This is a genomic window from Rhizobium sp. WSM1328, from assembly GCF_057653715.1.
In genome coordinates this window covers 739,221-753,863 of sequence record NZ_JBYGKO010000002.1, presented here as the reverse complement: position 1 = coordinate 753,863, position 14,643 = coordinate 739,221, and the positions used below count along the sequence as shown (strand labels likewise).

The window sequence follows — 14,643 nt, the reverse complement described above, 5'->3', positions numbered from 1 at the left end:
GGAATGTCGATGTCCAACAGTGCAGCAAATGCGCGCGAGACGGCTTCCGGCGTCGCCTATGCGAGAACGTCCGATGGTATCGGCCTTGCTTATAGACGCAGTGGACGGCCGGGTGGGCCGCGCGTCGTTCTGATCCATTCACTGGCGCTCGACGCCAGTGTCTGGGATCGGGTTGTCGGGCGGCTGGAGGATGCGGATATCGTCACGATGGACTGCCGTGGCCATGGCAGGAGCGACAAGCCTGCCGGTCCCTACGATGTCGAGCGGTTCGGCGACGATATCGCCGACCTGATGGGAGAACTCGGGTGGAGTGACGCCGTCGTCGCGGGCTGCTCCATGGGCGGTTGCGTGGCGCAGACCTTCGCGGCGCGGCACCCCGAGCTGGTGCGCGCCATGCTGCTGATCGATACCACCGCCTGGTATGGTGCCAACGCGCCCACGGAATGGCGGGCCCGGGCGGCAAAGGCTCGCAGCGAAGGGCTGGCATCGATGGCCGAGTTTCAGGCAACGCGCTGGTTCGGCGATCGATTCCGGATGGATCATCCGGCGCAGGTTCAGCATGCCATGTCGGTCTTTACCGCCAACGATATCGATGCCTATGCCGCGACCTGCGCCATGCTCGGCGATGCCGATCTGCGCCGGCATCTGGGAGGTTTCCTGTTTCCTGTTTCGGTGGTCGTCGGCGAGGAGGATTACGCCACACCCGTCGAGACGGCCCGAGATCTCGCTGCGGCCATTCCGGGCGCGTCCCTCACCGTCTTGCCCGCCGCGCGGCATCTGACGCCGATCGAATGCCCCGACCAGATCGCCGATGCGATCCGATCGCTGTTCAAGCGGACCAACGGCTAACGCCCAATGCCGGCGCTACGAAGGCGCCGGCCATCATCAAGGTGCTGAATCTGGGAGGATAGAATGCACGACAACACAATTACGCTGGCCGCATCCGCGACCGCAGATGGGCTTGAGGCCCGCGATCCGACCCCGGCATCCGACAGCGGTCGCGCCGCAGCGCTGGCTGCCCGTTTCGAAGCCATTCCCTTTACACCCTGGCACCGCCGGGCGCGGATCGTCATGGGGAGCGCCACGTTTCTCGATGCCTTCGATGCCCTTTCGCTGGCATTCGTCCTTCCGATCCTGATCAAGCTATGGGAGCTTTCTCCGGCCCAGATCGGCTGGATGATCGCCGCCAGCTACATCGGCCAATTGCTCGGCGCCCTGCTTTTCAGCCGTCTTGCCGAAAGTTTCGGCCGCGTCCCCATGGCGGCAGCGGCCACAGCGCTGATGTCGGTCATGGGCCTCGCCTGCGCGCTCACCGGCAATTTTCAGATGCTTTTCCTGTGCCGGCTGATCCAGGGTATTGGCGTCGGAGGAGAAATGCCGGTCGCCGCCACCTATATCAGCGAGCTTTTGCGGGCGAAGGGACGCGGCCGCTATTTCATGCTGTATGAGATGATCTTTCCGGTCGGGCTGATGATCACCGGCCAGGTTGGGACCTTGCTCGTGCCGATCCTCGGATGGACATCGCTGTTCTTCATCGGCGGCATTCCCGGTCTCGTCATCGCCTATCTGCTTTATCGGCTGCCGGAATCGCCGCGCTGGTTGATCGGCCAGCAACGCCTGGACGAAGCGGAAGCGATCATCCTTCAGGCTGAGGCGAGCGCAAGAAAGGCAAACCTCGACTATCAACAGGAGCCGCAACCGGCGCCTGAAGCGCCGGCTGCAGCGCCCGCCCCCGCACAGGTCGCCCGGCAGCCGAGAAGCCGCTGGAGCGAGCTGCTGTCTCCACGCTTCCGCGCCAGGACGTTGATCGCCTGGGTCCTTTGGGCGAGTTCGTTCTTCGTCGCCAACAGCCTCAACAACTGGATGCCAACACTCTATCACACCATCTACAAGCTCGAGCTCGGAAGCGCTCTCCGGGCGGCGTCGATGACCAATGTCGCCCAGGTCGCCATCCTTCTGGTTTGCGCTTTCTGCATCGACCGCATCGGTCGAAGAACTTGGGCCATTGTATCCTTCCTGGTCGGCGCGGCACTGTTGATCGCTTTGGCTGCCGGTGGCGCAGGCCAGCTCTGGTCGTTGATCGTGCTGGCAACGCTTGCCTATGGCGTTGTCGGGTCGATCAATGCGGTTTTGTATCTGTACACGCCGGAGATCTATCCGACGCGGATGCGCGCCATCGGAACCGGTCTTGCGACATCGTGGCTGCGCATAGCCTCGGCCGTCGGGCCGACCACGGTCGGTTATATGATGGGGACGCAGGGCATCAATTCGGTGTTCATGATGTTCGCGATCGTCGCCGCCATCGGTGCGGTTGCGGCTATCGGAATGATCGAGACCGGGGGACGTCGACTGGAAGAAACCTCATCGTAAGGTCAGCATCACCAGTTCAGCGGGTGACAATCGAGCAATGGGCAACGATGTCGCGCAAGCCGCCGACATCGTTGCCCTTTATGGTGACATGCGGTTCGGGAGAGGCTATAGGCGTTGTCAGCCTTCGCCGGCTCGCAGGCGCCATGGTCAACTCACACATGCCGGCAACCCGCTTACATCCGGCGATCCAGCGACTGTCTACCGTATAGAGGTGCATTTCCATGCCGATGGGCTCCGAGCATCCGCTGCGAAGGGAACTTCACAACGAGCTCCACGCGCGGCCGTCGCTTTACTTCGATGGCGACACGGATGTGTGGCACGTCGCCATCGTCGGCGAGAATGCCCCTCCTCAGATACCAACTTCCCTGCCGGGACTAGAAGATGTCTCCACGACCCGCGAGGGCAACCACGGCATCGGCCGCATCGGCGACGGCCGGCTGAAGTGGGAGGCGCATACCGAGTTCCTCACCCTGACTTTCGTCGTTCCCGCATCGGCCGAACCCGGCAGCAATCCGCCGGAAGCCTTTCAGGCCTGCTGCCGTCAGATCGACGGGAAAATCATCGCAGCCGTCCGCGTGCTGGTGCGGGACGAAAAGGACGGGCAAGGTCCGGAAAAACCGAAGCTCGACTATGTCGCTTCACAAGTCGGCGGCGGCGACGCGGAAGTGCATTCGAACTTCCGGCTGACCGATAGCGGTTTCGTCGAATTCCTGTTCTTCAACCGCAATCTCAACGCCTATCGCACCGGCCGCATGGTCAGGCGTTTCCTGGAGATCGAGACGTACCGGATGATGGCGTTGCTGGCGTTGCCGATGGCACGCGAGACGGTGTCGAAGCTTTTCGTCTTCGACCGGCGCCTCGACCTGCTGATCTCGCATATGCAGAGTGCGGTCAAAGTCGACAAGGCCCTGCTTTCCGAGGTCACCAAGCTCTCGTCGGATGTGCTCAATTTCTCCGCTCTCGCTCGTCACCGCTCGGCGCGACGAAAGCCTATGCCGAGATCGTCGCAAGCAGATCGTCGGAGCTGCGCGAGGAGCGCGTCGAGCAGCGCCAGCGGATCGGCACCTTCATCGACCGGCGCTTTCAGCCGGCCGTCCGTGCGGTTCACGCCGCCGAACGCCGCCTCGATGAACTGGCCGAACGTGTGAGCCTGGCCGGAGACCTGCTCAGAACCACCGTGCAGGTTCAGCTCGAAGATCAGAACGCCTCACTCCTGACATCAATGGAAGAGCGGGCGCGCATCCAGGTGCATATCCAGCAGGCGGTCGAAGGCTTCTCCGTCATCGCCATCACCTATTACACCGTTGGCCTCGCAAAGATCTGCCTGGAAAGCATCTCCGAACTGGGCGTCGATCCGCACATCGCAAAGCTCGCCGTTCTCGGCGCCATCCCGCTCGTGCTCTTCGCCGTGTGGACGGCAGTTCGCCATGTTCGCAAGAGCATTGCCGGCCACTCTCACGGTCCCGCATCAGAGAGCCATTGAGGCGACGCCGGCCGATGACCGCTCACCGCCGCCCTTTCGCGGCGGCGGCGTTTTCTTGCCTGCATCGGCAGGACGTCAGGATGCCATCGCGTAGTGGCGATGTTCCGATGCCCGGCCGCTACCCGTCCTGAACCGCCGCAGCAGTTCGGCAAGGCTTTCGGTTTCATGTGTCAGGCTCTGCGCGGCCGCCGTGGTCTCTTCGACCATCGCGGCGTTCTGCTGCGTCACCTTGTCCATCTGGTCGCCGGCAGCCGAGACCTCGCGCAGGCTTGTCGCCTGTTCGCGGGCGGCAACGGCGATCTCGGCCACGGTCGCATTCATGGCGGTGACCTGCTCGACGATCTGTTCGAGCGAAAGGCCGGATTCGCCCACCAGCTGGACGCCGGTCTTGACCTGCGCCGAGGATGTAGAGATCAGCTGTTTGATCTCCCTTGCCGCGTTGGCGGAGCGCTGGGCGAGCTCGCGGACTTCCTGGGCGACGACGGCAAAGCCCTTGCCTGCCTCGCCGGCGCGCGCCGCTTCCACGCCGGCATTCAGCGCCAGCAGGTTGGTCTGGAAGGCGATCTCGTCGATGACACTGATGATGTTGCCGATCTTGGACGACGAATTTTGAATTTCCGTCATCGCATCGATGGCGCGAGCAACGATCTCTCCGCCCTTTTCAGCATTGGTGCGGGCGGTTGCCACAACACCCTGGGCGCGGCTTGCGCCCTCCGCCGTTCCATTGACGCCGCGGGTCACTTCACCCAGCGCCGCGACGGTCTCCTCCAGCGAGGCTGCCTGCTGCTCGGTGCGGCGGGCGAGATCGTTGGAGGCGGTGGAGATTTCCGCAAGACCGGAGCGGATGGTGCCGACCGCGCGAATGACGGCGTCAACCGCCTCTTCGAGGCTTGCGACCGAATTGTTGAAATGATCCCGGATCCTGACATAGCGATGGTCGACTTCGCCGACGCGGACCGTGAGGTCGCCCTTCGAGAGTGCGTCCAGCCCGACAGAGATCTGGCGGAAGGCATGCTCCATCACCTGCGCGTCGCTGAGCCGCTCGGCCTCCTGGCGGAGCCGCTCTTCTTCGGCCGCCAGGCGGGCGCGGTCGGCATTGGCTTCCGCAATCAGCTTGGCGCGCCCCGTTTCCTGGAAAACCTTCAGCGAACGCGCCATGGCCCCCAGCTCGTGGCGATGTTCGACGCCCGTTATCACGATCCCTTCCTCGCCGCGGGCAAGCTGCTCCATGGACTGCGCCATGTTGCGCACCGCCGAGGAAATCAGCCGGCCGACGAAATAGGAAAGGACGAGGCCGATGACGATCAGCAGCCCGCTGATAACAAGCGTCGTGCTGGTCGCGGAGGCAACCGTTGCGTCCACCGAACCATCAAGGGTCTTCTGCGCGCCCGTTACCGTCGCCTGCAGATCCTTGAAGCCGCCTGAGATTTTCGGCGCGAGCACGCTGAGCTGTGTCTGGCGGATGTTGCCCGAGGCCTGCAGCACGTCCTTCATGTCGCCGAGACGGGCGGTGTAATTCTGCATCAGCTGGCCGGCGCCCATCAGGCGCTTCTTCTGCAGCTCGTTCTTTGCGGCTTTCGCGGCCGCTTCGTTGAGCGCGACCGCTTCGGCCAGTGCTGCCTGCGCCGTGTCATAGGCTGCAAAATCATCGGAGTGCACGAAGCGTTCGGAGAAATAAAGGCTGCGGTTCAAGGCCTCCAGTGTCGCCGCGGTCATCTGCAGCAGGGCCACATCGTTCTGGCGCCAGGCGCTGCGCACGACATCGTTGAGCGCAATACTGGTCCAGGGGCCGAATTCGGTGACCTTGGAGATCAAGGCATCACGCCTGGCCTGCAGCGCGACGATCTGTTCGAAAGCCTTGCCATAGGTGGCGATGTCCTGGCGGATCGCCGCAAGGCCGGACTGCAGGTCCTTGTTGCCGGCAAAACGCGGGTCGTCGGCGTCGAACGCTTTCACGCCGGCGCGGAAGCGATCGACGACATCCTGCGTCGGCGTGGAGCGGAAGGCTTCCGCCGACATCTGAATCTCGTTCAGCTGGTCGCTGTAGTCCGAGATGGCGAGACTTTGGCCGGCCGTGGCGCGATAGGAAGAGAAGATCGAGGCGAGCCCGTTCATGCCGGAGATCGCGCTGACCGTGAGCAGGCTCATCAACAGGATCAGCGGCACGAAGCCGGAGGTGATCTGTGCGCGAATGCCGAATTTATTCCAGAAATGCAACATCATAATCCTCTTATGCTCACTGGCTCTTCGGCAGATAGGTGGCAATGTTCTCAGGTGTGACGAGTTCGAAGGGAACGTTGTTTTCGCGCGGCACCTTCTCTTTGCGGATCAGCTTGACGGCAGCGTCGACAGCGGCAGCGCCCTGCCCGACGGCGCTCTGGAGAATGGTCACGTCGAGATCGCCGGCGACCATCGCTGCGAGCGCGTCGTCGGTCGCGTCGACGCCGGCGACGACGACATTTTTCATCGGTATGCCGGCCTTCTTCATGGCCCGGATCGCGCCGAGCGCCATCTCGTCATTGTTGGCGATGACCGCGTCGAACTTGACGCCGGCCGACAGCCATTCCTGCATCTGCTGGTCGGCATAATCGCTCGACCAATAGGCCGCCTGCCGCTCGACGATCTGAAGGCCCCTGCAATCCGGGGTGGCAATGACGTCTGATATATCCTGGGTGCGGGCACGCGCGGCGGCGTGGAATGGTTCGCCCATCAGCACGACGACGCGGCCTTTGCCTTTAAGGAGCGCGCAGACCTGCTTGGTCTCCAGCGTTCCGGATTCCTTCTCGTTGGAGGCGACCACCACCTGATTGTCAGGCAGGTCCAGCAGGTTGGAAGGAACGTTGTTGATGTACACCAGCGGAATGCCGGCATCTGCCGCCATCTTGGTCATTTGCGGCCCGAGGTCGCCATCGGAGACGGCAAGGATGATCGCGTCGACCTTGTCGGCAATGAGCTTCTGCACCTGCTGCTTCTGGAGCTCCTTGTCGCCATTGGCATTCTCGGTGACGAGTTTGAGGCCGGATATCGTCTGCCCATGCGAGACAACGCCGTTTAGAAGCGCCGTCCTGAATTTGTCGAGACCGGACATCGAAACCCCGATCGTCTGGGCATGGGCAGCAGAGATCGATATCGCCAAGGCGATGGATGCAAGCGTGGCCGTTTTCATGAATTCCCCTGCACAATTCGGATCTGAAAGGGTTATTTCAAATTTTGGTTAAATTTTACTTTTCGGCCGGAAGAAAAAGGTTAAGCGCCAGGATATGATTGCGGTGGCAATTCGACCAGAAGGTGGAAGGCGCCGAGCGTGATTTTGTCGGTTCCGACAACCCGCTGACCACCACTATCCTGACGGGACATCTGCTGCAGCTCGGCCACAGACGGATCGGCTTCATCTCCGGGCCGAGCGGCCTGCACACTGCCGACGAGCGTCTGAATGGTTTCATGAACACGATGGCCGGCGCCAGTGTGGACATCGATCCTTCGCTGGTCGTCGAAGGCGGCTACACCAGAACCGGCGGCCATGCGCAGGCGATGCGCCTCTTGACCCGCCGCGACCGACCGACCGCCATCATCGGCGCCAACAACATGACGGGCCTCGCAGCGCTGCAGGTGATGCAGGAGATGGGTTTCCGCTGCCCTGACGACGTGTCGCTGGCGATGGTCGACGACGTGCCCTGGAGCAATGTTATCACGCCTCGCATCACCATGGTGGTGCAGGATGCGCAGAAGCTCGGCGAGCTGGCGGCACAGCGTCTGCTGGCAAGAATAGCAAGCCCGGAGGGCGCCGCAGCACCGCCGCAAGACTTCATCCTGACGCCGAGATTCGTCCGCGGGGAGTCGACCAGGCGGTTGTGAGTGCTTCTACCTGTCCTCACGCGTATGCCAAAGGCGCAAGACATAGATCATCGACTGCTGGATTTCATAGCGCAGCTCGTAACGGCCGACGAGAATACGGCGGACCTCTCGAGGATCGAACTCCTCGAGCCGCTCGCCGAGGCGCGGCTGCTCAAGCAGCCGTGCAGGCGCTGCCGTCAGTGCCCGCACGGTTCGGACCGCCGCTTGCCGGTCGACCGGAGTGAGAAAGTCGTACAAGCGGGAGACGTCCGAGACCGCTTTGCTCGTCCACTTGATCTCCATCACCGAGGCAAAGAGATCGGCTCGTCGCTATCGAGGCTATCGGCCCAGGCTTGAACAGACTGGTGCTCGATAACGTTACCATCATCGACGTCGGCCAACGCCTCGAGCGTCAAACGCCGGCGCTCCTCCTCCTGGTCGATCCATGCCATGAGAGCCTGCTTGACGATCCAGCCACGCGAACGTTCGAGCCGCGACGCGAGTTGATCGACCTTTTGCGCAAGCGGTAGCGGAACATGAGCAGTCAGAACCTTGGTCTCCATCGAAAACTCCTCGTCAATCATTTCTAATCGTAGCGATTAATTTTGATTATATCCAGTCGCATGTACATGGCGAAGTAAAGTCGCGGCATGGCAGTAAGCTAACGCAGCATCGAGAGTTTTGAGAGAAAGCGCATTGCCGAATTTTCGTCGGATCGCAAAAACAGTCAAGGAACAAAGCGCAGGCGCCGCTCGTCCATTGAAAGACCATCAAATTTGTCATACATGTGTGATGAATCGCAAATTTCGGGTGCCGTGAGTTTGGGCGGCATTCGGATCAGAGCCGAGGCGGGGTCAGGCGTGGCTATGCAGATGAAGGATCGCAGCAAAGGCTCCGGGTCGCTGGTCACACAGGTCGGCGAAAGCCTCCGGCAAGCCATATTGAGCGGCCAGTATTCCGTCGGCGACAAGCTTCCGAGTGAACATGAGTTGACCGAAACACATGGCGTCAGCCGGACGGTCGTGCGCGAGGCCGTGGCCGCACTTCGCTCCGACGGGCTTGTCGAGGTGCGCCAGGGGGCTGGGATTTTCGTACTCGGTGCTGATCCGGCGCTCTCCGCGCGGAAAGTCGACAAAGCCCGCGTCGCCTCCGATCTTGAGGTACTTGAGATCAGAACACCTGTCGAAATCGAGGCGGCAGGCCTCGCAGCCTTGCGCCGCTCGCCTGCGCAGGAGGAGGCGATATTCGAATGTCATCGGAAAATCCTCCAATGCATCGAGAGCGACCAATCCATTCGCGATGCGGATCTGGAGCTCCATGCCGCAATCGCCGAAGCCACGAACAATCCGCTGTTCAGGCAGTTCCTGGAGTCCCAGGGTTCGGCGATCATCCCGCAGTCGAGACTCGTTCCGGAAACGAGGACGGCCGAACAGACGGCCTATCGAAAGCTGATCCACAGGGAGCACGAGGCAATCGTCGTCGCCATCTCGGACAGAGACGATGAGGCCGCCCGCAACGCCATGCGCGAGCATCTGGTCGGCAGCCAGGCCAGGTATCGCAACCTGCTGAGAGATCTGCGAAGCTTTACGAGCTGACATCTGATCCAAGAGCTCACACGTTCCAGCCGATCATCAGATGACCATGACGGCCGCGGACAAGTCGTCTCACGATTTTCATGTTGGAGCGGCTACCGAAAAGGCTGAACGCTGCCGATGGAAGGGACAGCGCATCCGGCTTAAGAAATGCAGGCGCGCTCATTGCTCCCGCGCTCTGCGACGGGTGGTGCATGGGCGGGATGGGACGGGCTGCCTGCCCGTCCGCGACTGAAAGCTAGTTGAAAGCTTCGACGTCATAGGAAGGAGCGGCATCGTGGAGGAGACACGGTCAAGGTGGCGAGACGACGATGCCAGCCAAACACAGGAGGAGATTTCCATGCGTTCTTCACGCAGCCTTTTTCACACCGTCGCTTTTTCGACGCTTCTCGCCGCAGCATCTTTCACGACCAGCGCCGCACATGCGGCCGACAAGATCACCATCATGGTCGGCGGTTATGAGAAGCAGATCTATCTGCCCGCCAAGCTTGCCGAATCGCTCGGATACTTCAAGGACGAGGGTCTCGACGTGGAGCTGCTGAACGAAGCTGCCGGCGTCGATGCCGAAAACCAGCTTCTGGCCGGCGCCGTCGAGGGCGTGGTCGGTTTCTACGACCACTGTGTGGACCTGCAGGCCAAAGGCAAATTCGTCGAATCCATCGTCCAGTTCAGCCAGGCGCCGGGCGAGGTCGAGATGGTCTCGAGCAAGTATCCTGACATCAAGTCGCCGGCCGATTTCAAGGGCAAGAGCCTCGGCGTCACCGGTCTCGGCTCGTCCACCAATTTCCTGACCCTCTTCATGGCCTCGAAGGCCGGCCTCAAGCCCGGTGATGTCGTGACAATTCCAGTCGGCGCCGGCGGCACCTTCATCGCCGCCATGCAACAGGATCAGATCCAGGCCGGCATGACGACCGAGCCGACGATTTCGCGCATGATCAAGACCGGCGAGGCGAGCGTGCTCGTCGATATGCGCACGGTCGAGGCGACCCGTCAGGCGCTCGGCGGCACCTATCCGGCCGCTTCGCTCTACCTGGAAACCTCCTGGGTCGACGCGCACAAGGAAGAGGCACAGAAGCTCGCCAACGCCTTCGTCAAGACGCTGCGCTACATCAACACGCATTCAGCCGCCGAGATCGCGGACAAGATGCCGAAGGACTTCTACGTCGGCGACAAGGACGGCTACATCAAGGCTCTCGACGAGGGCAAGGGCATGTTCACACCGGATGGCGTCATGCCGGAAGACGGTCCGAAAACCGTGGTTGCCGTGCTCTCTGAGTTCTCCAAGAACGTCAAGGGCAAGCAGATCGACCTTGCCAAGACCTACACGACGGAATTCGTCAAGAACGTCAAGTAAGGCGTCGCGTCGCTTCCGGTCCCAACCGGAAGCGACCCTCCCGATCGATCCATGGGCATTGCGTGCACGCGCCCAAAGCACGCCTCAGGTATCATCATGCAACATGACAAGAACGAGATCCCGGCGATCGAGCTGATCAACGTCAGCCGCCGCTTCGTCTCGCCGACCGGCAAGTCCCTGACGGCCTTGCGCGATTTCAACATGACGGTCGCCCGCGGAGAGTTCGTCGCCGTCGTCGGCCCCACCGGATGTGGTAAATCGACGACGCTCAATCTTGTGACGGGTCTCGCCCGCCCCAGCGCCGGTGAAGTCCGGCTGATGGGCGGCCCGATCACCGGCATTGACCCGCGTGTCGGCTTCGCATTCCAGACCGACGCGCTCTTTCCCTGGAAGAACGTCATCGACAACGTCATGGCCGGTCCGCTGTTTCGAGGCAAGTCGCGCGCCGAGGCAGAAAAGAGCGCACGCGACTGGCTCGCCCGTGTCGGCCTTTCGAAGTTTCTCCATCATTATCCCCACCAGCTGTCAGGCGGCATGCGCAAACGCGTCTCGCTGGCACAGACCTTCATCAACGAGCCGGAAATCCTGCTGATGGACGAGCCGTTTTCGGCTCTCGACGTGCAGACCCGCACCGTCATGCACGAAGAGCTCTTGAAACTGTGGGCCGAGCGCAAGGCCTCGGTGGTGTTCGTCACCCACGACCTCGAAGAAGCTGTCGCCCTTGCCGACAAGGTCTATGTCCTGACCGCCGGCCCCGCGACGGTCAAGTCGGTCTATACGATCGATCTCCCCCGTCCGCGCGTCGTGTCGGAAATCCGCTACGAGCAGAACTTCATCGACTACTGCAAGACGATCTGGGAGGACCTCCGCGAGGAAGTCGAGACCAGCTACCGCCGCGCGAGCGAAGCGGCCTGAGGGAGGATATCATGGCACACACCACTCTTGAGGCCGGTTCGGCCACCATGTTTCGGCCCGGCACGTCGGACACGGAAATCGAGGCGTCGGCGCTGAAGGCGATGCGCCAGCGCAAGACGCTGGTGCGCTTCTGGCAGATCGCCATCCTGGTCTTCGTGATCGGCATGTGGGAACTGTCTTCCAACATGCAGTGGATCGATCCGTTCTTCTATTCGAGCCCGAGCGGCGTCGTTCAGCGCCTCTACGAATGGGCAGCCGAAGGCACCACGGAAGGTTCGCTCTGGTATAATCTATGGGTGACGATGGAGGAGGCCTTGATCGGATTCTTCGCGGGTTCGATCACCGGCGTCGTCGTCGGCATCGGTCTTGGCCGCAACCGCTTCCTGTCGGACATTTTCTCCGTCTATATCAAGGCGATCAACTCGATACCGCGCGTCGTTCTCGCCCCCATCTTCATCATGATCATGGGTCTCGGCCTGCCCTCCAAGGTTGCTCTCGCCTTCATCATGGTATTCTTCGTGGTATTCGCAAACGCCTTCCAAGGCGTGCGCGAGGCCGACCGTAATATGATCGCCAATGCCCGCATTCTCGGCGCCTCGGACTGGCAGGTCACCCGCACGGTGATCATTCCCTCGGCGATGAGCTGGATCTTCGCCAGTCTGCATGTGTCCTTCGGTTTCGCGATCATCGGCGCGATCGTCGGCGAATTCGTCGGCGCCCGCTTCGGGATTGGTCAGCTCATCTCGATCGCCAAGGGTACGTTCGATGCCGCCGGCATGTTCGCGGCAATCCTCCTGGTCATGGTCGTCACGCTTTTTGCCGAATACATCATGACATTGATCGAGAACCGTCTCGCGAAATGGCGTCCGCAACAGCACCTCGATACCCAGTGATCAAATCGGCCTCCTCCCAAGGCAGATAGAGAAGAAGGCCGGGTGCCATGCCCGGCCTTCTTCATTTGACGCGCTCGAGTTTAAGCGAGCGGAAGCCGTACCGTCACGATGAGCCCGCCGCCGCCTTCCGCATCATCGAGCGAGACTGAACCTCCTGCACCTTCGACAACCTCCCGAACGATCGACAACCCCAGACCGCTCCCCTCAGCTTCGGTCCCCATGATCCGGTAGAACCGTTCGAAAACCTGCTCGCGCTCCCCGCTCGGAATACCCGGCCCGTTGTCCTCGACGGTCACGACGGCATTGCCGTCCGCCTGCCCGACGGCGACGGTCACCCGTCCATTCGGGCGGGTATAGCGGATCGCGTTGTCTATGAGGTTGACCAACATCTCGCGCAACATCGTCGCGTCGCCGTCGACAATGACCGGGCGGACCGCTTCCAGACCGACGTCGATGTTGCGCCTGAGCGCCTCTTCGGCATGCGCTTCCAGGATCTCGCGGGCAGCCTTGCTGAGGTCTGTCGCATCGCTGCGCGGGCGCCGGCTTCCGGGCTCGGCCCGCGACAAGGCAAGAAGCTGGCTGGCGAGACGCGAAATCTGCTTCGTGCTGGTGCGAAGGGCGACAAGCGCCTCGTCACGGCGAGCCGGATCAGCTTCCCGGGCCGCCACGCTCGCCTGCGTCGAAATCAGCGCGAGCGGCGTTCGGAGCTGATGCGCGGCATTCGATACGAACCGTCGCTGCGCGGCCATCTGGTTCTGGACGCGCTCCATATGGTCGTTCAGGGCATGGACGAGCGGCTGCAGTTCGCTCTGCACCATTTCCGGCGGCAGCGGATCAAGACGATGGCGGCCGCGCTGGCGCACGGCGTCCCGCAGTCTCAGAGCGGGCGCCAGACCCCGTTGAAGCCCGAGGATGGTCACCAGGCTCGCGACGAAGACGAGCACGAACTGCTTCGAAAAGTCCGAAAGCCACAATTGCCGTCGCATCGCATACTGGCTGTTATGCGTAACGGCGACGGTCACGGAGATCGTGCCGTCATCGGGCAGGCCGACGACAGGATGGTCGAGCATCATGACACGCACATCGGCACCATGGAACGCGCGATCGGCGCCTGCCCGCTGGACGGCCGGCAACGGCAAGTCGGGAAAGCCGCTGACCAGACTGCCCCACGCGGTGATCACCTGGTAAGATACCCGGTCGCCGAAGCCTGTATCAAACATCTCCAGCGCGGAAGGCGGCACGTCCACCTGGACATTGCCGCCCTCGTCGACGCGGACGGCCTCGGCAATGACGCGGGCCGAGGCCAGAAGTGTTCGATCCGTCACCAGCTTTGCCGTCGCATCCGCCGTCCAGAAGCTGTCGTAAAGATTGAAGCCGATCGCGCCGAACAGGGTCATCAGCACCCAGCAGAGCAATTGTACCCTCAAGCTGTGGCTGAGCCGCGCGATCGCCGCGCCGACCTTTGTAACGAGGCTACTGGACATGTCGGAGGAGATAACCGAGCCCGCGCAACGTCGCAATCTGAACCGAACTGCTCTCCAGTTTCTTTCGCAGCCTGTGGACGTAGATTTCGATGGCGCTCGCATCCGCCTCGTCGTCGAAACCGAAGACGCTTTCAGAAAGCGCGGCTTTCGAAACCGTGATGCCATGCTTCATGACGAGCTGCTCGAGAACGGCATATTCGCGCGGCGTCAATTGCAGCGGCTCGCCTGCGACGAAAAACTGCCGCGTCCCACCGGAAAAAAGCAGGTTGCCGACGGTGATTTCCGACGAAGCCCGATCCTGGCCGCGGCGGACCACCGCACGGATCCTCGCTTCGAGCTCGGCGATTTCGAAGGGCTTGGCGAGATAGTCGTCGGCGCCGCTGTCAAGCCCCGCCACACGGCCGTCCAGGCTGGCATTCGCGGTCAAGATGATGACCGGCAGCTTGCTCCCGGACTGCCGCAATCGCTTTAAAAGCGTTAACCCGTCAAGTTTGGGCAGAGCAAGATCGAGGATCATCGCCGAATACTCAGCCACCTTGAGCAAATGCTCGGCGTCCTCGCCGTCATGGGCAATGTCGATAGCATATTGCGCCTGTCGCAGGGCTTTGCCCAGCCAGGCCGCCAGATCCTTGTTGTCCTCCACCACAAGCAGTCTCATCCGACCTCCTTAGCATGTGCGGACGGTCTGGCGGAAGCGTGACCCGATTTCCTCCGCCGA

13 protein-coding genes and 2 pseudogenes are annotated in these 14,643 nt (G+C 61.9%); 8 read left to right on the top strand and 7 right to left on the bottom strand.

The genetic code is table 11. The features are described 5' to 3' along the window. Positions 1–3 precede the first annotated feature (3 nt). Positions 4–849 carry an alpha/beta fold hydrolase gene (locus tag AC2444_RS27175; protein ID WP_017996353.1) on the top strand — a complete coding sequence of 282 codons (846 nt, stop codon included), beginning with the start codon at positions 4–6 and terminating at the stop codon, positions 847–849. Between the two features lie 63 nt (positions 850–912). Next, positions 913–2,370 (top strand): MFS transporter, encoded by a 1,458-nt coding sequence (locus AC2444_RS27170; RefSeq protein WP_128449819.1) that lies wholly within the window; start codon positions 913–915, stop codon positions 2,368–2,370. 16 nt (positions 2,371–2,386) lie between these two features. On the opposite strand, the gene AC2444_RS27165 is transcribed toward AC2444_RS27170, so the two are convergent. Beyond that, on the bottom strand, positions 2,387–2,593 hold the full coding sequence (locus AC2444_RS27165; RefSeq protein ID WP_245461270.1) for a hypothetical protein: 207 nt from the start codon (positions 2,591–2,593) through the stop codon (positions 2,387–2,389). On the opposite strand from AC2444_RS27165, the pseudogene AC2444_RS27160 reads away from it, so the two are divergent. Continuing rightward, positions 2,592–3,853, top strand: a pseudogene (locus AC2444_RS27160) (DUF3422 domain-containing protein). The gene AC2444_RS27165 and the pseudogene AC2444_RS27160 overlap by 2 nt on opposite strands. Positions 3,854–3,928: 75 nt before the next feature. Here the strand turns inward: AC2444_RS27160 and AC2444_RS27155 are convergent. Together AC2444_RS27155 and AC2444_RS27150 are read right to left on the bottom strand one after the other, a co-directional pair. Then, a complete protein-coding gene (locus AC2444_RS27155; protein ID WP_012755430.1) occupies positions 3,929–6,073 on the bottom strand; it encodes a methyl-accepting chemotaxis protein in 2,145 nt (714 codons plus the stop codon). Between the two features lie 16 nt (positions 6,074–6,089). Further along, complete coding sequence (locus tag AC2444_RS27150; RefSeq protein WP_012755429.1) at positions 6,090–7,019, bottom strand: substrate-binding domain-containing protein; 930 nt, start codon at positions 7,017–7,019, stop codon at positions 6,090–6,092. 110 nt (positions 7,020–7,129) lie between these two features. On the opposite strand from AC2444_RS27150, the pseudogene AC2444_RS27145 reads away from it, so the two are divergent. After that, a pseudogene (locus tag AC2444_RS27145) lies at positions 7,130–7,708 on the top strand (substrate-binding domain-containing protein); the annotation flags it as partial. Between the two features lie 6 nt (positions 7,709–7,714). On the opposite strand, the gene AC2444_RS27140 reads toward AC2444_RS27145, so the two are convergent. Together AC2444_RS27140 and AC2444_RS27135 are read right to left on the bottom strand one after the other, a co-directional pair. Next, positions 7,715–7,990: a type II toxin-antitoxin system RelE/ParE family toxin gene (locus tag AC2444_RS27140; protein WP_012755427.1), complete on the bottom strand. Its 276-nt coding sequence runs from the start codon at positions 7,988–7,990 to the stop codon at positions 7,715–7,717. Beyond that, positions 7,990–8,250: a CopG family ribbon-helix-helix protein gene (locus AC2444_RS27135; protein WP_012755426.1), complete on the bottom strand. Its 261-nt coding sequence runs from the start codon at positions 8,248–8,250 to the stop codon at positions 7,990–7,992. Before AC2444_RS27135 ends, AC2444_RS27140 begins: the two co-directional genes overlap by 1 nt. A 303-nt stretch (positions 8,251–8,553) precedes the next feature. Here AC2444_RS27135 and AC2444_RS27130 point away from each other — a divergent pair, with 303 nt between their 5' ends. The 4 genes from AC2444_RS27130 to AC2444_RS27115 all read left to right on the top strand — a co-directional run bounded on the left by AC2444_RS27130 (position 8,554) and on the right by AC2444_RS27115 (position 12,441). Continuing rightward, positions 8,554–9,282 (top strand): FadR/GntR family transcriptional regulator, encoded by a 729-nt coding sequence (locus tag AC2444_RS27130; protein WP_206615938.1) that lies wholly within the window; start codon positions 8,554–8,556, stop codon positions 9,280–9,282. Positions 9,283–9,619: 337 nt separating this feature from the next. Next, positions 9,620–10,633: an ABC transporter substrate-binding protein gene (locus AC2444_RS27125; RefSeq protein ID WP_128449821.1), complete on the top strand. Its 1,014-nt coding sequence runs from the start codon at positions 9,620–9,622 to the stop codon at positions 10,631–10,633. 96 nt (positions 10,634–10,729) lie between these two features. After that, positions 10,730–11,548: an ABC transporter ATP-binding protein gene (locus tag AC2444_RS27120; RefSeq protein ID WP_026157598.1), complete on the top strand. Its 819-nt coding sequence runs from the start codon at positions 10,730–10,732 to the stop codon at positions 11,546–11,548. Positions 11,549–11,559: 11 nt separating this feature from the next. Further along, the gene (locus AC2444_RS27115) at positions 11,560–12,441 is read left to right on the top strand and encodes an ABC transporter permease (RefSeq protein WP_128449822.1); all 882 of its coding nucleotides are present in this window, start codon (positions 11,560–11,562) and stop codon (positions 12,439–12,441) included. A gap of 80 nt (positions 12,442–12,521) precedes the next feature. On the opposite strand, the gene AC2444_RS27110 is transcribed toward AC2444_RS27115, so the two are convergent. Both AC2444_RS27110 and AC2444_RS27105 read right to left on the bottom strand, forming a co-directional pair. After that, on the bottom strand, positions 12,522–13,925 hold the full coding sequence (locus AC2444_RS27110) for a sensor histidine kinase (RefSeq protein ID WP_128449823.1): 1,404 nt from the start codon (positions 13,923–13,925) through the stop codon (positions 12,522–12,524). Continuing rightward, positions 13,915–14,583 (bottom strand): response regulator, encoded by a 669-nt coding sequence (locus AC2444_RS27105; RefSeq protein WP_003562839.1) that lies wholly within the window; start codon positions 14,581–14,583, stop codon positions 13,915–13,917. Before AC2444_RS27105 ends, AC2444_RS27110 begins: the two co-directional genes overlap by 11 nt. Positions 14,584–14,643: the final 60 nt, after the last annotated feature.